This is a genomic window from Mycobacterium paraseoulense, assembly GCF_010731655.1.
Lineage (GTDB): Bacteria > Actinomycetota > Actinomycetes > Mycobacteriales > Mycobacteriaceae > Mycobacterium > Mycobacterium paraseoulense.
In genome coordinates this window covers 4,726,184-4,743,207 of the sequence record NZ_AP022619.1, presented here as the reverse complement: position 1 = coordinate 4,743,207, position 17,024 = coordinate 4,726,184, and the positions used below count along the sequence as shown (strand labels likewise).

At 66.5% G+C, this 17,024-nt stretch carries 20 protein-coding genes; 4 read left to right on the top strand and 16 right to left on the bottom strand.

Features of this window, described 5'->3' with window-relative positions; all coding sequences use genetic code 11:
- Nucleotides 1–3: 3 nt before the first annotated feature.
- From deoC to G6N51_RS22035, 6 genes are all read right to left on the bottom strand, one after another.
- A complete protein-coding gene (gene deoC, locus G6N51_RS22060) occupies nt 4–681 on the bottom strand; it encodes a deoxyribose-phosphate aldolase (RefSeq protein ID WP_083172381.1) in 678 nt (225 codons plus the stop codon).
- The gene (locus G6N51_RS22055; protein ID WP_083172383.1) at nt 681–1,094 is read right to left on the bottom strand and encodes a DUF2599 domain-containing protein; all 414 of its coding nucleotides are present in this window, start codon (nt 1,092–1,094) and stop codon (nt 681–683) included. Before G6N51_RS22055 ends, deoC begins: the two co-directional genes overlap by 1 nt.
- A gap of 4 nt (nt 1,095–1,098) precedes the next feature.
- Complete coding sequence (locus G6N51_RS22050; protein WP_040621261.1) at nt 1,099–1,386, bottom strand: DUF2516 family protein; 288 nt, start codon at nt 1,384–1,386, stop codon at nt 1,099–1,101.
- A 77-nt stretch (nt 1,387–1,463) separates the two neighbouring features.
- On the bottom strand, nt 1,464–2,069 hold the full coding sequence (locus tag G6N51_RS22045) for a heparin-binding hemagglutinin (RefSeq protein WP_083172385.1): 606 nt from the start codon (nt 2,067–2,069) through the stop codon (nt 1,464–1,466).
- A 113-nt stretch (nt 2,070–2,182) separates the two neighbouring features.
- Nucleotides 2,183–2,605 (bottom strand): helix-turn-helix domain-containing protein, encoded by a 423-nt coding sequence (locus G6N51_RS22040; RefSeq protein ID WP_083172387.1) that lies wholly within the window; start codon nt 2,603–2,605, stop codon nt 2,183–2,185.
- Nucleotides 2,606–2,689: 84 nt separating this feature from the next.
- Complete coding sequence (locus G6N51_RS22035; RefSeq protein ID WP_232078447.1) at nt 2,690–4,084, bottom strand: DUF445 domain-containing protein; 1,395 nt, start codon at nt 4,082–4,084, stop codon at nt 2,690–2,692.
- Nucleotides 4,085–4,205: 121 nt separating this feature from the next.
- On the opposite strand from G6N51_RS22035, the gene G6N51_RS22030 reads away from it, so the two are divergent.
- Both G6N51_RS22030 and pcaA read left to right on the top strand, forming a co-directional pair.
- Nucleotides 4,206–4,925 (top strand): TetR/AcrR family transcriptional regulator, encoded by a 720-nt coding sequence (locus G6N51_RS22030; protein WP_083172391.1) that lies wholly within the window; start codon nt 4,206–4,208, stop codon nt 4,923–4,925.
- A 194-nt stretch (nt 4,926–5,119) separates the two neighbouring features.
- Nucleotides 5,120–5,983: a cyclopropane mycolic acid synthase PcaA gene (pcaA, locus tag G6N51_RS22025; RefSeq protein WP_083172393.1), complete on the top strand. Its 864-nt coding sequence runs from the start codon at nt 5,120–5,122 to the stop codon at nt 5,981–5,983.
- Nucleotides 5,984–5,991: 8 nt separating this feature from the next.
- Here pcaA and G6N51_RS22020 read toward each other — a convergent pair whose 3' ends face one another.
- From G6N51_RS22020 to G6N51_RS22005, 4 genes are all read right to left on the bottom strand, one after another.
- On the bottom strand, nt 5,992–6,852 hold the full coding sequence (locus tag G6N51_RS22020) for a cyclopropane mycolic acid synthase family methyltransferase (RefSeq protein WP_083172395.1): 861 nt from the start codon (nt 6,850–6,852) through the stop codon (nt 5,992–5,994).
- A gap of 97 nt (nt 6,853–6,949) precedes the next feature.
- On the bottom strand, nt 6,950–7,813 hold the full coding sequence (locus G6N51_RS22015) for a 3-hydroxybutyryl-CoA dehydrogenase (protein ID WP_142274991.1): 864 nt from the start codon (nt 7,811–7,813) through the stop codon (nt 6,950–6,952).
- A gap of 149 nt (nt 7,814–7,962) precedes the next feature.
- Nucleotides 7,963–9,249: an isocitrate lyase gene (aceA, locus tag G6N51_RS22010; RefSeq protein ID WP_083172399.1), complete on the bottom strand. Its 1,287-nt coding sequence runs from the start codon at nt 9,247–9,249 to the stop codon at nt 7,963–7,965.
- Between the two features lie 266 nt (nt 9,250–9,515).
- Entirely contained in the window at nt 9,516–10,310 is a 795-nt protein-coding gene (locus G6N51_RS22005) for an acyl-[acyl-carrier-protein] thioesterase (RefSeq protein WP_083172401.1), read from the bottom strand.
- Nucleotides 10,311–10,472: 162 nt separating this feature from the next.
- Here G6N51_RS22005 and ramB point away from each other — a divergent pair, with 162 nt between their 5' ends.
- Together ramB and G6N51_RS21995 are read left to right on the top strand one after the other, a co-directional pair.
- Complete coding sequence (gene ramB, locus G6N51_RS22000) at nt 10,473–11,888, top strand: acetate metabolism transcriptional regulator RamB (protein WP_083172403.1); 1,416 nt, start codon at nt 10,473–10,475, stop codon at nt 11,886–11,888.
- The gene (locus G6N51_RS21995; protein WP_083172405.1) at nt 11,885–12,439 is read left to right on the top strand and encodes a carboxymuconolactone decarboxylase family protein; all 555 of its coding nucleotides are present in this window, start codon (nt 11,885–11,887) and stop codon (nt 12,437–12,439) included. Before ramB ends, G6N51_RS21995 begins: the two co-directional genes overlap by 4 nt.
- Before the next feature lie 10 nt (nt 12,440–12,449).
- Here G6N51_RS21995 and G6N51_RS21990 read toward each other — a convergent pair whose 3' ends face one another.
- From G6N51_RS21990 to exaC, 6 genes are read right to left on the bottom strand one after another with little or no spacing between them, the layout of a single operon-like run.
- Nucleotides 12,450–12,722 (bottom strand): hypothetical protein, encoded by a 273-nt coding sequence (locus tag G6N51_RS21990; protein ID WP_083172407.1) that lies wholly within the window; start codon nt 12,720–12,722, stop codon nt 12,450–12,452.
- A 5-nt stretch (nt 12,723–12,727) separates the two neighbouring features.
- Nucleotides 12,728–14,122, bottom strand: a complete 1,395-nt coding sequence (lpdA, locus tag G6N51_RS21985) for a dihydrolipoyl dehydrogenase (RefSeq protein WP_083172409.1) — start codon at nt 14,120–14,122, stop codon at nt 12,728–12,730.
- 32 nt (nt 14,123–14,154) lie between these two features.
- Entirely contained in the window at nt 14,155–14,724 is a 570-nt protein-coding gene (locus G6N51_RS21980) for a hypothetical protein (protein ID WP_083172411.1), read from the bottom strand.
- Complete coding sequence (locus tag G6N51_RS21975; RefSeq protein WP_083172413.1) at nt 14,717–14,995, bottom strand: putative holin; 279 nt, start codon at nt 14,993–14,995, stop codon at nt 14,717–14,719. The genes G6N51_RS21980 and G6N51_RS21975 overlap by 8 nt, the downstream gene beginning before the upstream one ends.
- 19 nt (nt 14,996–15,014) lie before the next feature.
- Entirely contained in the window at nt 15,015–15,494 is a 480-nt protein-coding gene (locus tag G6N51_RS21970) for a DUF779 domain-containing protein (protein WP_083172415.1), read from the bottom strand.
- The gene (exaC, locus tag G6N51_RS21965) at nt 15,495–17,018 is read right to left on the bottom strand and encodes an acetaldehyde dehydrogenase ExaC (protein WP_083172417.1); all 1,524 of its coding nucleotides are present in this window, start codon (nt 17,016–17,018) and stop codon (nt 15,495–15,497) included.
- Between the last annotated feature and the right edge of the window lie 6 nt (nt 17,019–17,024).

Here is a 17,024-nt window from a genome sequence, read left to right as displayed (position 1 = left end):
GGTCTAAGCGAGCCCGTCGAGCACCGCCCGGGTGCCGGACAGGCCGAGCCGGGTGGCGCCGGCGTCCAACATCGCCAGGGCCGCGGCGGCGTCGCGGATGCCGCCGCTGGCCTTGACACCCAACCGGCCGCCGACGGTCTGGCTCATCAGGGTGACCGCGCGCACCGAGGCGCCGCCCGCGGGGTGGAACCCGGTCGACGTCTTGACGAAGTCGGCGCCGGCGTCCTCGGCCGCCTGACACACCCGCACCAGCGTGCGTTCGTCCGCCCCCGACAACAGCACCGCCGACTCCACGATCACCTTGAGCACGGCGCCGGGGACGGCGGCTCGCACGGCCGCGATATCCGCCCGCACCGCATCGATGTCCCCGGCCAGCGCGGCGCCGATGTCGATGACCATGTCGACCTCGGCCGCCCCGGCCGCCACCGCCCGTTCGGCCTCATGCGCCTTGACCGCCGAAATGTGCTTGCCCGACGGGAAACCGGCCACGCTCGCCACCGGGAGGCCTCCGCCGGTTCCCACGGCGACCGGGACCATCGGCGGCGAGACGCACACGGCATAGACGCCCAACTCGACGGCCTCGGCCACCAGGGCGGCGATGTCGGCGTCGGTGGCCTCGGGCTTGAGCAGGGTGTGGTCGACCATCGCCGCCAGCTGGGACCGGGTGGGTTTGCCGGCCACTAGAACCTTTCCTCGGGTCCGCCCGGGTTGCATCCGGACGCAACCATCTCGGCATCGTCGACGACGGGGCGCCAGGGCTCCAGGTTCCAGCTGGTCTTGCCGGGCTCCGCCAGCTCGGCGAACTGCCAGTGACAGACGAACTGGGCCCGCATGCCCGCGGTGTCGGCATCCGGTGACAGCGCCAGCACCTCGCCCCACGCCTCGTCGGCGAGGGTCGCGTTCCCCTGCTGGCGGGACGCCAGCCGACCCGACGGTGTCGGGAAAACCCGCAGGCTGCTCAGGCCGCGCCACTGCGCCCACGAGGTGTGATCGATGAAAGGCGGGGACGTCGAGGCCGGGTCCGCCGCCCCGGTGCCGGCCGGGCCCCACAACGCGACGACCACCGCGGCCGGCGCCGTCAGCAGGGCCCTCATCCCGCTAGCGCGACTTGCCTTGAATTTCCAGGAGTTTCGGCCGTACATCGACCAAATACACGCCGGCCGCACACGCGGCGATAGCCATCCCGAGTACCCCGAAAACAAAACTCAGGATGGATGTCAGGGCGACAGCCAGGCCGAGGATCACCAGCCACACCGGCTTGGTCAGCTTGTCGGCGGCGGTGTAAGCGTCGGGCCGCTGCAGCGCTGCGTGCACGAACGCGTATACCGCCGTGACCAAGACGGCGATCTGCAAGACCAACATGACGGTACCCACGAGGTGGCTCACGCCTTAAGGGTATGCGGGCGCCGTCCCAAACGTCGACTCAGAGTTACCCGTGGGCAACTCCGAGTCGACGTCCTGACTTACTTCTGGGTGACCTTCTTGGCGGTGGCCTTCTTGGCCGGAGCCTTCTTGGCCTGAGCCTTCTTGGCGGGCGCCTTCTTCGCGACGGCCTTCTGAGCCTTCTGGGCCGTCTCGTCGGACTTCTTGGGCAGCTCGATGCCGACCAGCTTGGCCGCGCGCTCACCGACCGCGCGGGTCTGCGATGCGACGGTGCCCAGCGCCTCCTGGGTCAGCTCGACGGCCTGGTCCACGTAGCCCTCGGCGCGCGCGGAGGCGTCGTCCAGGCCGGTCTGGCTGCGCAGCCGCTGCAGGGCGGCCTCGCCCCGCTCGACCAGCTCGTTGTAGCGGTTGGTCGCGGCGTCCAGGTAGCCCTCGGCCGCCTTGCGCAGTTCCTCGCTGGTGAAGCGCTCGCGGAGCTCGCCCAGCTGTTCGGGCAGGTCCTCCTGCAACTTGGTCAGGCGGGCGCGGCTCTCCTCCACCCGGCTGCGGGTGTCCGCGCGGGTCTCTTCGGCGCGGTCACGCAGGTTGGCGATCAATTCGTTGACCGTCGCCAGAGCCAGGTCTGCCGCACCGAGGGCTGCCAACAGGGGGGCCCTCAAGTCTTCGATGTTGGTGTTGTCCGCCATGGTTTTTCCTTTCATGGTTTTCCGTTATCGGCGTTCTTGGGTGTTGTGGTGGAAACTGAGGCAGAACCCTTTCCTGTGGCCGGCGACCGGCGGATTCTCGCCCCTGGGTACGACTAGCCGTTGAGTTCGGTTGAACACTCCTCGTCGCTTGGCTCGCTGGAATCGTTTTGTTGGGTGAAGGAGGTGTAGATCTCGAGCAGCACCTGCTTTTGGCGCTCGGTGATCGCGGTGTCGGTGATGATCGCGTCGCGCACCTGGCTCTTGTCGCTGGGCTCGAGGATCCCGGCCCGCACGTAGAGCACCTCGGCGGAAACCCGCAGCGCCTTGGCGATCTGACTGAGCACGTCGGCGGAGGGCTTACGCAGTCCCCGCTCCACCTGGCTCAGATACGGATTGCTGACCCCGGACTTCTCGGCGAGTTGGCGCACCGAGACCTGCGCGAGTTCGCGCTGGCTCCGGATGAAGCTGCCGATGTCGGAGGCCATGTCGGAGGCGGCGTTGGACACCTTGGCGGAGAGCTTCTCCTCGGGTGCCATGACGTGCTCCTGGGTCGGACGGTCGATTGTGACGGCCCTCAGACTACTACAAGTGCTTGCTTTTGCAAGCACTTGTTAGCACTGCTAGAAAAGCACCTGCGCGACGGCGTAGATGACCAGGCCCGCCAGCGAGCCCACGACCGTGCCGTTGATCCGGATGAACTGCAGGTCACGGCCCACGTGTAGCTCGATGCGCCGGCTGGCCTCCTCGGCGTCCCAGCGCTCGATGGTGTCGGTGATGATCGCTGTGATCTCCACCCCGTACTGCGAAACCAGGTGCTGGGCCGCCCGCACCATCCAGTTGTCCACCTTGTCGCGCAGCTCGGCGTCGTCGCGCAGCGACTCCCCGATGCGGACCACCGTGTCGGCGATGCGGGTGCGCAGCGTGCTGGAGGGGTCGTCCACGCCCTCGAGCACCAGCCGCTTCAGCGTCTTCCAGGCCGTCGCCGCGGCGTTGGCGATCTCGTCGCGCGCCATCAGCTGCTCTTTGATGGCGTCGGCGCGCGCGATGGTGTCGGCGTCGTTTTGCAGGTCGTCGGCGAATTCGAACAGGAAACGGGTGGCCGACCGGCGCAGCTCGTGATCGGGATTGCGGCGCACCTTGTCGGTGAAGTCCATCAGCTCGCGGTGGATGCGGTCGCCGACCAGGTGGTCGATGAAGCGCGGCGACCAGGTCGGCGAGTCCCGCTCGACCACCCGCTGGATGACCTCCCCCGCGTTCAGCGACCACTGGAAGGCCCGGTCGGCGAGCAACTGGATCAGCGCCTCCTGCCGGTTCTCGGCCAGCAGGGTCGCCAATACCCGTCCGACCGGCGGTCCCCACTGCGGCTCGGCGATGCGGCGCACGATCATCCGGTCGATCACCTGCTGGACGTCGTCGTCGCGCAGCAGCTCCACCAGGACCCGCAGCACCGTGGCCGTCTCGCCGGCCACCCGCTCGGCGTGCGCCGACTCCGACAGCCACTTGCCGAGCCGGCCGGACACCTGGGCGTCGCGCAGCTTGGTCTCCACCACCGGCGGCGACAGGAAGTTCTCCCGCACGAAGGTGCCCAGGCCCTCGCCGAGCTGATCCTTCTTGCGCTTGATGATCGCGGTGTGCGGGATCGGGATGCCCAGTGGGTGCCTGAACAGCGCCGTCACCGCGAACCAGTCGGCCAGCGCGCCCACCATGCCGGCCTCCGCGGCGGCGCCGACGTAGCCGACCCAGGCGCCCAGGTGGGCGTGGGCCTGCGCCCACCGGCAGGCGAGGAACAGGACGGTCGCCCCGACCAGGAAACCCAGCGCCACCGCCTTCATCCGGCGCAGCGCCACCCGGCGCTCCGCGTCGGCCTGCGGATCGGCGCCGGCGAAGGATTCGGCCAACGACGGGTGTGAGCGCGCGGTTTCGCTCGACGGCGTCACCGACTTCGGCCCGGCCGCTCGCGGGCCCGACGCTTCGCCTCGGGGCGAGGCTCTGTGTACCACCTCTCCATCATTCATCGTCCCGGCCGATTGGTGTGACGACACCGTTCGGCGGGCCTCCCCGGCCGCGCGGTCGAAGCCCCAATCAGGCCCGCACGCCGTAGTATCGAGGGCGTCTAGTGAATGGGATTCGGCGACAGTGGCAGAGCGAACATTGGCTGCGGCGGCCAAGACGGATGGTCGCAAGCGGCGCTGGCACCAACACAAGGTGGAGCGCCGTAACGAATTGGTAGACGGCACGATCGACGCGATTCGGCGGCGCGGCGGCACCCTGAGCATGGACGACATCGCCGCGGAGATCGGGGTTTCCAAGACGGTGCTCTATCGCTATTTCGTCGACAAGAACGACCTGACCACCGCAGTGATGATGCGGTTCACCCAGACGACCCTGATTCCCAACATGGCCGCGGCGCTGACGTCCAACCTGGACGGCTTCGACCTGGCCCGCGAGGTTATCCGGGTCTACGTCGATACCGTCGCGTCCGAGCCCGAACCGTATCGCTTTGTGATGTCCAACAGTTCGGCCAGCAAGAGCAAGGTGATCGCCGACTCCGAGCGGATCATCGCCCGCATGCTCGCGGTGATGATGCGGCGCCGCATGCAGCAGGCCGGCATGGACACCGGCGGCGCGGAGCCGTGGGCCTACTTGATCGTCGGCGGCGTCCAGCTGGCGACGCACTCGTGGATGTCATCCCCGCGCATGAGCCGCGACGAGTTGATCGACTACCTGACGATGCTGAGCTGGAACGCACTCAAGGGCATCGTCGAGGTCGGCGGATCGCTGGAGAAGTTCCGCGAAGAGCCCCATCCGTCGCCGATCGTCCCGCCCCGGGATGATGCGGATCAGTCCGTGCTCTAGATCGGCTCCCGACGCGGCGCAGCTGGCCTTTTTTGTCGATTCGGCTCGTCTCGTGTGACGCTTATGACGCGCTAGGCAGAACGACGTGCAGAGCCGCAGCGACTAGCATGCAGGGGATGCATCGGGGGTGACGCAGGGTTGCGTCGTGCTGGCCGGCTACCCTGCCTCCGCATAACGAAAGGCTCTTTCTCGACATGTCCGTGCAGCTCACACCGCATTTTGGAAACGTGCAAGCCCACTACGACTTGTCCGACGATTTCTTCCGGTTGTTCCTGGACCCCACCCAGACGTACAGCTGTGCCTACTTCGAACGTGACGACATGACCCTGGAGGAGGCGCAGCTCGCCAAGATCGACCTGGCGCTGGGCAAGCTGAAGCTCGAGCCGGGGATGACGCTGCTCGACATCGGCTGCGGCTGGGGTGCGACCATGCGACGGGCCATCGAGAAGTACGACGTGAACGTGGTGGGCCTGACGTTGTCGGAGAACCAGGCCGAGCATGTGCAGAGGACGTTCGACGAGATGGACACCCCCCGCACCCGGCGGGTGCTGTTGGAGGGTTGGGAGAAGTTCCACGAGCCCGTCGACCGCATCGTCTCCATCGGCGCCTTCGAGCACTTCGGCCGTCAGCGCTACGGCCGCTTTTTCAAGATGGCCTACCAGGCGCTGCCGTCCGGCGGAGTGATGTTGCTGCACACCATCGTTCGCCCGTCCTTCAAAGACGCCCGGGCGCGTGGCATGACGCTGACCCACGAGATCGTGCACTTCTCGCAATTCATCTTGACCGAGATCTTCCCGGGCGGCTGGCTGCCGACGCCTCAGACCGTCGGAGAGTACGCGGTCACGGCCGGCTTCGAACTGACTCGGGTCCACTCGCTGCAGCTGCACTACGCGCGGACCCTGGAGATGTGGGCGACCGCCCTCCAGGCCAATCGCGAAGAGGCCATCGCCATCCAGTCACAAGAGGTCTACGACCGATACATGAAGTACCTCACCGGTTGCGCAAAGCTGTTCCGCCAGGGTTACACCGACGTCGACCAGTTCACGCTCGAGAAGTAGTCAGCGGCTCACTTCACCAACGTGAATTGCCCCACGTTGCTGATCCCTTTGCGGAAAAAGTTCTCGCATCCAGTCAGGTAGTGCATATAGCGGTCGTAGACCTCTTGTGACTGGATGGCGATCGCCTTGTCCTTGTTGGCTTCCAGGTTGGCCGCCCAAAGGTTGAGCGTCCGCTCGTAATGCTCGCCCAGTAGCTGCACCTTTTCCACCGAGAACCCGGCGGCCTGCGCGAACGTGAAAATGTCCTCCTGCGTCGGCAACTGTCCGCCTGGGAAAATCTCTTTGCCGATGAATCGCGCGAATCGGACATCGCTCATCGTCAGCTTGATGCCGCGTGCGGGCATCTCTTGCCAGTGATAGGTCAAAATTGTGTGCAAGAGCATCCTGCCGTCGCTGGGAAGGATGCTGTGGGCGCGATCAAAAAAGGCGGCGTAACGCTCCATCTTGAACGCTTCGAAGGCGCCGATGGTGACAATTCGGTCGACCTTGTCCTCGAATTCTTCCCAGCCCTGCAGCCGCACCTCGACGTTGCGGTTGGTGGGGATCGTCGCCAGTTTGGCTCTGCTGTACTCGAACTGGTTGCGGCTCAAGGTGATTCCGATGACGTTGACGTCGAACTTCTCGATCGCCCGCTTCAGCGCGCCGCCCCAGCCGCAACCGATATCCAGCAAGGTCATTCCGGGCTCAAGGTTCAGCTTTTTCAGCGCCAGGTCGAACTTCGCATTTTGGGCTTCTTCCAGCGTCATGTCGTCTTGCTCGAAGAATGCGCAGGTGTAGCCCATGGTCGGGTCTAGGAATAACGCGAAAAACTCATCCGAAATGTCATAAATAGATTGCGACTCTTCGTAGAACGGCCTCAACGTAGTCATGGATTTGCCCGATTATCCTCTCGTTATTGATCGCGAGCATAATAACCGAACCACGCGGGGCTGTCATATGCAGTCACCGACCGTGTCGGAAGTGGCGTCAGTACGTGTAAAAGCCCTGACCGGTTTTCTTACCGAGCCGGCCCGCCTCCACCATGCGCAACAGCAGCGGCGGCGGGCCGTACTGCGGTTCCTTGAATTCCTCGAACATCTTGTCCGCGATCAGCTTCAGGGTGTCCAGGCCGACGAGATCGGACAGCCGCAGCGGCCCCATCGGGTGTGAGAGCCCGGCGACAACGGCCTTGTCGACATCTTCGATGGTGGCAAAACCGGCCTCCACCATACGAATTGCGGACAGCAGGTAAGGAACCAGCAGCGCGTTCACGACAAAGCCGGACCGGTCCGAACAGCGCACCACCTGCTTGCCGAGGACCGCGCTCGCGAATTCCTCGGTGCGCGCTGCGGCGGCCTCGTCGGTGACCAGCGTGCTGACCAGCTCGACCAGCGGGAGCACCGGCACGGGGTTGAAGAAGTGCAGGCCCAGCACCCGCTGCGGATTCTTGGTTGCCGCAGCGATCTTCATGATCGGAATGCTGGAAGTGTTGGACGCCAGGACCGCGTCCGGATCGCCGATGGCGCGGTCGAGTTCGGCGAAGATCTCCGCCTTGACGGCCTCGTCCTCGACGATCGCCTCGATGACCAGTTGGCGGTCGGCGAGGTCCTTCAGGTCGGTGGTGAAGGTGAGCTTGCTCAGCGCGCGGTCGCGCTCCCGCTCGGTGACCTTGCCTGCGCTGACGCCGCGCTCCAGCGACTTGACGATGCGGTTACGTCCGGCCGTGATCAACGCCTCGGTGGTTTCGAACACCGTCACGTCGACACCGGCGCGCACCGAGACTTCGGCGATGCCGGATCCCATCTGGCCGGCCCCGACAACCCCTACCCGCTGAATCGCTGCGTCACTCACTGTCATCTCTTTCGGTGTCGTATCGTCTTGCACCGCAATAGGCCCCGCCCAGGTTCGCTGGGCGGGGCCAATGCTACTTCACGGGGAGTAGACGCAGACTCGCACGATCTGGATCGCAGCCGCGCGATCTCGCGTCTGCTCAGCTCGTCCTAGTGGAACTGCCCCTCTTCGGTCGAGCCGGTCAGCGCGGTGGTCGACGAGGTGGGGTCAACCGTGGTCGCGATGCGGTCGAAGTAACCCGCACCGACCTCGCGCTGGTGCTTGGTCGCGGTGTAACCGCGCTCCTCGGCGGCGAATTCGCGCTCCTGCAGCTCGACGTACGCGGTCATCTGGTTGCGGGCGTAGCCGTAGGCCAGATCGAACATCGAGTAGTTCAGCGCGTGGAAGCCGGCCAGCGTGATGAACTGGAACTTGAATCCCATTGCGGCAAGCTCCTTTTGGAACTTTGCGATGGTGGAGTCATCCAGGTGCTTGCGCCAGTTGAAGGAAGGCGAGCAGTTGTAGGCCAGCATCTGGTCGGGGAACTCGGCCTTGACGCCCTCGGCGAACTTGGCCGCGAGCTCGAGGTCCGGCGTGCCGGTCTCCATCCAGATCAGGTCGGAGTACGGCGCGTAGGCCTTGGCCCGGGCGATGCAGGGCTCGAGGCCGTTCTTGACCCGGTAGAAGCCCTCCTTGGTCCGCTCACCGGTGATGAACGGCTGGTCGCGCTCGTCGACGTCCGAGGTGATCAGGGTGGCCGCCTCGGCGTCGGTGCGGGCGATCACGACGGTCGGCACTCCTGCGACGTCGGCGGCCAGACGCGCCGAGGTCAGGGTGCGGATGTGCTGCTGAGTCGGGATCAGCACCTTGCCACCGAGGTGGCCGCACTTCTTTTCCGAAGCCAGCTGGTCCTCCCAGTGCGACCCCGCGACGCCTGCGGCGATCATCGCCTTCTGCAGTTCGTACACGTTGAGAGCGCCACCGAAGCCGGCCTCGCCGTCGGCGACGATCGGCGCCAGCCAGTTCTCCACCGAGGTGTCGCCCTCGACCTTGGCGATCTCGTCGGCGCGCAGCAGCGCGTTGTTGATGCGACGGATGACCTGCGGCACCGAGTTGGCCGGGTACAGGCTCTGGTCGGGGTAGGTGTGGCCGGACAGGTTGGCGTCACCGGCGACCTGCCAACCGGACAGGTAGATGGCCTTCAGGCCCGCGCGGACCTGCTGGACGGCCATGTTGCCGGTCAGCGCGCCGAGCGCGTTGATCCATTCCAGGTCGTGCAGCTGCTCCCAGAGCACCTCGGCGCCGCGGCGGGCCAGCGTGTGCTCCTCGACGACGCTGCCCTGCAGGGCGACGACGTCCTTGGCGGTGTAGGTACGGCTGACGTCTTTCCAGCGCGGGTTGGTGTCCCAGTCCTTCTGGATCTCTTCGGCGCTCTTGGGGGTGCCCACGGCAGACATTGCGCATGCTCCTTAACGATCTTCACTACTGAGTTGGTGAACGCTTCACCAGCGGCAGCTAAAGGCTCAACTTCGCTGGTGTGCTAACTCGACGATGGCACAGCCGTTGGCGCAGGTCCACACGTTTCATTTGCCAATTTCGGCCACGACTCCGCGCGAATTAGCAAATCTTGCAAAGATGAACGGGAACTGAACCGTTTCAGAAACTACCCGCCGGTAACCGGAATCTGCAGGTCAGCCCGCAAATTAATGGGACGCTTGTCCGGTTAGAGATTGAACAGGGCGGCGACCGCTTTGGTCTCGTCGCCGACCGCATATGTGAGCGTTGTAACAGGCCGATCCGTGAGCCCGGGACCGAACTGTTCGGTCGACCCGGCCGGATGGATGTGCGAGATGATCTCCAGCTTGTCGCCCAGTGCCACCGGCGCCTCGTGCTCGATGGTGATGCGCAGCGGCCGCGCCATCAGTGCCAGGTGAGACGCCAGGTAATCCTCGATGACGCTCCAGTACACCGAGTTGTTCATGTGGTCGAACAAGTCGATATCGGTGACGCGGACGGGAAACTCGTGGATCTCGACCGCGTCGTCGCGGCTGCCCGGCTTCAGGTAGGCCTTCCACCGCAGCCGGTCGACGGACGTCGTCTTGTGCAGGCCCGCCAGGAAGTCATCGGAGATGCGCGACGGCATCTGGGTGTCCCGGTTGATGTTGATCCAGAAGGCCTCGGACTCGATCAGCCCGCCCTTGCGACCGTCGACGCGGACCCGCATCTCGCACCACCGGTTGGAGGTGCCCGAACACCAGCGCCGGCACCGCAACATGTCCTGGAATTCGATCGGGCGGATCAGGTCGACCATGGTGCGCCGGACGATCCACAGGGGGTGCGTCTCCTCGAAACCCATCTCGCGCAGCTGGTCCTGGCCGATGTCCTGGATGTGCCGCGCGGCCGCGTCCAGCCGCAGCCGGCCCGTGCGGTCGATGTCGGCCACGCGCAGCGGCCATTCGCGATCGAACACATCGGGGTGGCCGTCGGGAACCGGCATCAGTTCTTTGTCCAGGCTCACGGCTGCGCTCCCCGTTTCCTCCTCGTGGGCACCCCAGGCTTGCCCTGCGGCCTCCGTTGCGAATCATGCCAACGACCTGGGCCAAAAACCAATCGCGACGCGAACCGCGACCGTTGCGAACTCTGCCAATTTTCACTTAGCAGGGCCGGTACCCTGGGTGAAGTGTCCAAGACCTTCGTGGGCTCCCGGGTCCGCCAGCTGCGCAACGAGCGCGGGTTCTCCCAGGCCGCCCTGGCCCAGATGCTCGAGATCTCCCCGAGTTACCTCAACCAGATCGAGCACGACGTTCGCCCCCTGACGGTGGCGGTCTTGCTGCGGATCACCGAGGTGTTCGGCGTGGACGCGACCTTTTTCGCCCCCCAGGACGACACGCGGCTGGTCGCCGAGCTGCGTGAGGTGACCATGGACCGCGACCTGGACATCGACGTCGACCCGACCGAGGTGGCCGAGATGGTCGGCGCCCACCCCGCCCTGGCCCGCGCGGTGGTCAACCTGCACCGGCGCTATCGGATCACCACCGCGCAGCTGGCCGCCGCCACCGAGGAGCGGTACACGGACGGCAGCGGCACCGGCTCGATCACCATGCCGCACGAGGAGGTGCGCGACTACTTCTACCAACGCCAGAACTACCTGCACGAGCTGGACACCGCCGCCGAAGACCTGACGATCCAGATGCGGCTGCACCACGGAGACCTGGCCCGCGAGCTGAATCGCCGGCTGACCGAGGTGCACGGGGTGCACATCAACAGGCGCATCGATCTCGGCGACACGGTGCTGCACCGGTTCGACCCCGGAACCAAGACGCTGGAGATCAGCAACCACCTGTCGCTGGGTCAACAGGTCTTCAAGATGGCCGCCGAGCTGGCCTACCTCGAGTACGGCGACCTGATCGATCACCTGGTGGAGGAGGGAAAGTTCACCAGCGAAGAGTCGCACACGCTGGCCCGCCTCGGGCTGGCCAACTACTTCGCCGCCGCGGCGGTCCTGCCCTACCGCCAATTCCACGACGTCGCCGAGAACTTCCGCTACGACGTGGAGCGGTTGTCCTCGTTCTACTCGGTCAGCTATGAGACCATCGCGCACCGGCTTTCGACGCTGCAACGGCCGTCGATGCGCGGCGTGCCGTTCTCGTTCGTCCGGGTCGACCGGGCGGGAAACATGTCAAAACGCCAGTCCGCCACAGGTTTTCACTTCTCCTCCAGCGGCGGCACCTGCCCGCTGTGGAACGTGTACGAGACGTTCGCCAACCCGGGCAAGATCCTGGTCCAGATCGCCCAGATGCCCGACGGCCGCAACTACATGTGGGTGGCCCGGACCGTCGAGCGCCGCGCCGCCCGGTATGGTCAGCCGGGTAAGACCTTCGCGATCGGGCTGGGCTGCGAGCTTCGCCACGCGCACCGGCTCGTCTACTCGGAAGGACTCGACTTGTCGGGTGATATCGCCACACCGATCGGCGCGGGCTGCCGGGTCTGCGAACGCGACAACTGCCCGCAGCGGGCGTTCCCGGCCTTGGGGCGCGCACTGGACCTGGACGAGCACCGCAGCACGGTGTCCCCTTATCTGGTGAAGCAACCGTGAGCTCCGTCGGCCGCATCCCGTCGGGGCGGTTCCGCGAACTCGGCCCGATCAACTGGGTGCTGGCGAAGTTGGCCGCGCGCACGGTCCGGGCTCCGGAGATGCACCTGTTCACCACGCTGGGCCAGCACCGGTTGCTGTTCTTGGCGTGGAGCGTTTACAGCGGCCGCGTGCTGCGCGGCCGGCTGCCGGCGGTCGACACCGAGCTGGTGATCCTGCGGGTGGCACATGTGCGCGGCTGCGAATACGAGCTGCAACACCATCGCCGGATGGCCGCCAAGCAGGGCCTGAACGCGGACCTGCAGGCCGCGATCTTCGCGTGGCCCGAGCGGCTGGACCGCGTCGAGGCGCGCCTGACGGTGCGGCAGCAGGCGCTGCTGGAGGCGACGGACGAGTTCATCCAGGACCGCACCATCACCGACGCCACCTGGCGGCAGCTCGCCGAGCACCTCGACCGGCGTCAACTGATCGAATTCTGCTTGCTGGCAAGCCAATACGACGGACTCGCGGCGACGATGGCGGCGCTGGACATCCCGCTGGACAACCCGCGCTAGCCGGAGCCGGTCACAGGTAGACGTTGGCGAGCACGGCCAGGGTCAGCAGCAGCGGCGGGGCGGCGAGCCCGAACCCGAACCCCGACCACGCGTATTTCCGGCGGCGGCGCAGCAACGACGCCCACGCCGTGGCGCAGACCGCCAGCGCCAGCGACAGCAGCAACACCGTGGGGGCCCAACGCCCCACCGCCGCGTTGTCGTCGGCGATCGAAAAGGCGGCCAGCCACAGGACATAGCCCGCGGCGAGGCCGCCGACGGCCCCCAGAACGACGTCGCTGCGCATCCGGCTCAGAAGTTGATCATGTGGCCGACCAGGCCGTGGAAGCACTCCTGCAACGCCTCGGACATGGTCGGATGGGTGTGCACGTTGCGCGCCAGCTCGGTGGCGGTCAGATCCCACTTCTGCGCCAGCGTCAGCTCGGGCAGAAGCTCGGACACGTCGTGGCCGATCAGGTGTCCGCCCAGCAGTTCGAGGTGCTTCGCGTCGGCGACCAGCTTGACGAAGCCGGTGGGGTCACCCAGGCCGTGCGCCTTGCCGTTGGCGGTGAACGGGAACTTGGCCACCACGACGTCGTGGCCCTCGTCGCGGGCCTGCTGTTCGGTCAGCCCGAAGCTGGCCACCTGGGGCTGGCAGAACGTCGCACGCGGCAGCATCCGGTAGTCGCCCAGGGCCAAAGTCTCTGCCCCGGCGATGGTTTCGGCCGCCACCACCCCCATGGCCTCGGCGACGTGGGCGAGCATCAGCTTCCCGGTCACGTCACCGATGGCGTAGATGTGCGGCACGCTGGTGATCATGTAGTCGTTGATCCCGATGGCCTTGCGGTCGGTGAGCGCGACGCCGGCCTTCTCCAGGCCGTAGCCCTCGACGTTGGGTGCAAAACCGATGGCCTGCAACACTTTCGCGGCCTTGAGTTCCTGGGCGTTGCCGTCCTTGCTGACGGCGACGGTGACCTCGGAGCCGTCGTCGGTGATGGACTCGACCTTGGTTCCGGTGAGGATCTTGATACCCAGCTTCTTGAACTGCTTCTCGATCTCCTTGGAGACGTCGGCGTCCTCATTGGGCAGCGCGCGCGGCAGGAACTCCACGATGGTCACGTCGACGCCGTAGTTCTTCAGGACGTAGCCGAACTCCATGCCGATCGCGCCGGCGCCGGCGATGACGATCGATTCGGGCAGCTCGCGGGACAGGATCTGCTCTTCGTAGGTGACCACGTTGGCCGACAGCGACGTCCCGGGCACCAGCCGGGTGCTGCTGCCGGTGGCGATGATGGCGCTGTCGAACGTGACGGTCTCGGTCCCGCCGTCGTTGAGATCGACGGACAACGTGTTGGCGTCGGTGAATCTGCCGTAGCCGTTGATCTCGGTGATCTTGTTCTTCTTCATCAAGAAGTGCACGCCCGCGACCCGGCCCTCGGCCACCTTGCGGCTGCGGTCGAAGGCGGCGCCGTAGTCGAAGGTCGCCTCGCCGTTCATCCCGAACGTCTTGGCCTCTTTGGTGAAGATCTGCACCAGCTCGGCGTTGCGCAGCAGCGCCTTGGACGGGATGCAGCCGACGTTGAGGCAGACTCCGCCCCAGTACTTCGGCTCGACGACTGCGGTGTTCAGGCCGAGCTGTGCGGCGCGGATGGCTGCGACATATCCGCCGGGACCGGCCCCGAGGACGACGACGTCAAAATGGGTCACGGCCCTACCCTAGTGGCCGCCCCGGTCGGGCGTTAATACGGAACGAGGCCGAGGAGGCAGTGGCCGACGCGCGCGCAGTGGTAATAGCCGTGCAGGGGCGCCGCGGCGGCCAGGGACGCGAACGGCCCCGACATCACCGCCAGCGACAACGCCGAGACCAGCGGCCTGCCCTCGACCGTCGCGAGCAGCACACCGGCGACGGCGCAGGCCACCACGTACACCAGCACCGCGAACAGCGCCGCGGTGTTGTCGGCCGAGTGGTACCACCAGTAGAACAGGCCGAACCCGACGACGGCCGCCACCGACCACACGCCGAGGATCACCAGCAGCAGCTTCCACCACTTCAGGTAGAGGTAGCGCCCGGGAACGGTGACCGGTTGCACCGGGGTGAGGGCGGATTCGGCGCCGGCATCCTGCTCGCCGGCGGCCGGCGCGGGCGCAGCGGGCTCGTCCTTCGCGGCGGTTGCGGGCTCGTCGTCGTCGCCGTCGGAATCCGAGAAATCCGGCACCCAGGACTGCGTCCCCGTGTCCTCGTCGGAATCGGAGAAGTCGGGCTTCCAGGACTGGGTGCCCGGGCTGGACGGGGTGTCGTCGTCAGCCATGGGAGGTCACCTGGAGAGCGACGAGCACACCGAACCAGCCGGGCGCCAACGACAGGATGAACGCGCCCAGCATCGTCACCCACCGACGTCCGGAGAACAGGATCGTCACCAGCCCGGCCGCGCTGGGAATCCCGACCACCGACGCGAGGGCGAAGGCCGGGCGCACGCTCCCGTGGGCGCTTCCGGCGAATCCCACCCCGGCCAGCAACCCGACCGCGGCGCCGATCAGCATGGCCGCGGCCAGCAACCGCGGACGCGGGAGGGGGATCACGATTTCGACATTACTGCGGTCACCGGGCCGGAGGGCACGTTCGCAACGCCGCGTCGGTCACCACCTGACCGCGCGCGCAAGGGCGTTCGCCCCGTTCGTAATCGGCGCCGGTGATCACCGGCGTCCCCCGCAGCTCGGCCTGTTCGTCGTCGGTGAAGACGCGGCCGCGGGCCAGGAACCGCACCCCTTCGGGCGCCTCCAGGCTGAACCCGCCGCCGCGGCCCGGGACCACGTCGATGACCAGCTGCGTGTGCTTCCAGGTCTGGTACTGCGGGCCCGAGATCCACACCGGCACCCCATCGCCGACGTCGAGCACGCCCAGCAGCACGTCGCGGTCACCCACCAGGAAATCCCCGCGCGGGAAGCACATCGGCGACGACCCGTCGCAGCAGCCGCCGGACTGGTGGAACATCACCGGCCCGTGGTGCTCCTGCAGGCGCGCCAGCAGTTCCGCGGCGCCGGCGGTGATGACAACTCCCGCGGGAGGCCCGGAACCCATCTAGAAGAACCCCTGCGCCTTCTCGGAGTAGGACACCATCAGGTTCTTGGTCTGCTGGTAGTGGTCCAGCATCATCTTGTGGTTCTCCCGGCCGATGCCGGACTGCTTGTAGCCGCCGAACGCGGCGTGCGCGGGATAGGCGTGGTAGCAGTTCACCCACACCCGGCCGGCCTGGATGTCGCGGCCCGCCCGGTAGGCGGTGTTGCCGTCGCGGCTCCACACGCCCGCGCCCAGCCCGTAGAGGGTGTCGTTGGCGATCGAGATTGCGTCGTCGTAGTCGGAGAACGACGTCACCGCCACCACCGGGCCGAAGATCTCCTCCTGGAAGATGCGCATCTTGTTGTTGCCGGCGAAGATCGTCGGCTGCATGTAGTAGCCGCCGGACAGGTCGCCGCCCAGTTCGGCGCGTTCGCCGCCGGTGATGATCTTGGCGCCCTCGTCCTTGCCGATCTCGATGTAGGACAACACCTTTTCCAGCTGGTCGTTGGACGCCTGCGAACCCAGCATGGTCTCGGTGTCCAGCGGGTCACCCTGGCGCACCGCCTTGGTCCGGATCGCGGCCAGCTCGAGGAACTCGTCGTAGATGTCGGATTGAACAAGGCTGCGCGACGGGCAGGTGCACACCTCGCCCTGGTTGAGGGCGAACATGGTGAAGCCCTCGAGCGCCTTGTCCTGGTAATCGTCGGCCCTGGCCAGCACGTCGGAGAAGAAGATGTTGGGGCTCTTCCCGCCCAGCTCCAGGGTGACCGGGATCAGGTTCTGGGAGGCGTACTGCATGATCAGCCGCCCGGTGGTGGTCTCCCCGGTGAAGGCGATCTTGGCGATCCGATTGCTCGACGCCAGCGGCTTGCCCGCCTCGGCGCCGAACCCGTTGACCACGTTGACCACCCCCGCCGGCAGCAGGTCGCCGATCAGCGACATCAGGTAGAGCACCGAGACCGGCGTCTGTTCGGCGGGTTTGAGCACCACCGCGTTGCCGGCCGCCAGCGCGGGAGCCAGCTTCCAGGTGGCCATCAGGATCGGGAAGTTCCACGGGATGATCTGCCCGACCACGCCGAGCGGCTCGTGGAAGTGGTAGGCGACGGTGTCCTCGTCGATCTGGGACAGCGAACCCTCCTGCGCGCGGATCGCCCCGGCGAAGTAGCGGAAATGGTCGACCGCCAGCGTGATGTCGGCGCCCAGCGCCTCGCGGATCGGTTTGCCGTTGTCCCACACCTCGGCCACCGCCAGCGCGGCCTTGTTCTGCTCGATCCGGTCGGCGATCTTGTTCAGGACCGCCGCGCGCTCGGCAGGGGGCGTCTTGCCCCACGCCCGAGCCGCCCCGTGGGCGGCGTCGAGCGCCTTTTCGACGTCGGCCCCGTCCGAGCGGGCCACCTCGCAGAACGGCTGGCCGGTGACCGGGGTCGGGTTCTCGAAGTAGCGGCCCTGCGCGGGCGGAACCCACTGGCCCCCGATGAAGTTGTCGTAGCGCGCTTCGTACGACATCAACGCCCCAGCGGAACCTGGACGTGCGAAAACAGTCATCTGCTC

Coding starts and splice junctions, on each gene's coding strand:
- G6N51_RS22055 (WP_083172383.1), bottom strand. CDS start 1,094: ATGAGGGCCCTGCTGACGGCGCCGGCCGCGGTGGTCGTCGCGTTGTGG.
- G6N51_RS22045 (WP_083172385.1), bottom strand. CDS start 2,069: ATGGCGGACAACACCAACATCGAAGACTTGAGGGCCCCCCTGTTGGCA.
- G6N51_RS22040 (WP_083172387.1), bottom strand. CDS start 2,605: ATGGCACCCGAGGAGAAGCTCTCCGCCAAGGTGTCCAACGCCGCCTCC.
- G6N51_RS22035 (WP_232078447.1), bottom strand. CDS start 4,084: ATGAATGATGGAGAGGTGGTACACAGAGCCTCGCCCCGAGGCGAAGCG.
- pcaA (WP_083172393.1), top strand. CDS start 5,120: ATGTCCGTGCAGCTCACACCGCATTTTGGAAACGTGCAAGCCCACTAC.
- G6N51_RS22020 (WP_083172395.1), bottom strand. CDS start 6,852: ATGACTACGTTGAGGCCGTTCTACGAAGAGTCGCAATCTATTTATGAC.
- aceA (WP_083172399.1), bottom strand. CDS start 9,249: ATGTCTGCCGTGGGCACCCCCAAGAGCGCCGAAGAGATCCAGAAGGAC.
- G6N51_RS21990 (WP_083172407.1), bottom strand. CDS start 12,722: ATGCGCAGCGACGTCGTTCTGGGGGCCGTCGGCGGCCTCGCCGCGGGC.
- G6N51_RS21980 (WP_083172411.1), bottom strand. CDS start 14,724: ATGGCTGACGACGACACCCCGTCCAGCCCGGGCACCCAGTCCTGGAAG.
- G6N51_RS21970 (WP_083172415.1), bottom strand. CDS start 15,494: ATGGGTTCCGGGCCTCCCGCGGGAGTTGTCATCACCGCCGGCGCCGCG.
- exaC (WP_083172417.1), bottom strand. CDS start 17,018: ATGACTGTTTTCGCACGTCCAGGTTCCGCTGGGGCGTTGATGTCGTAC.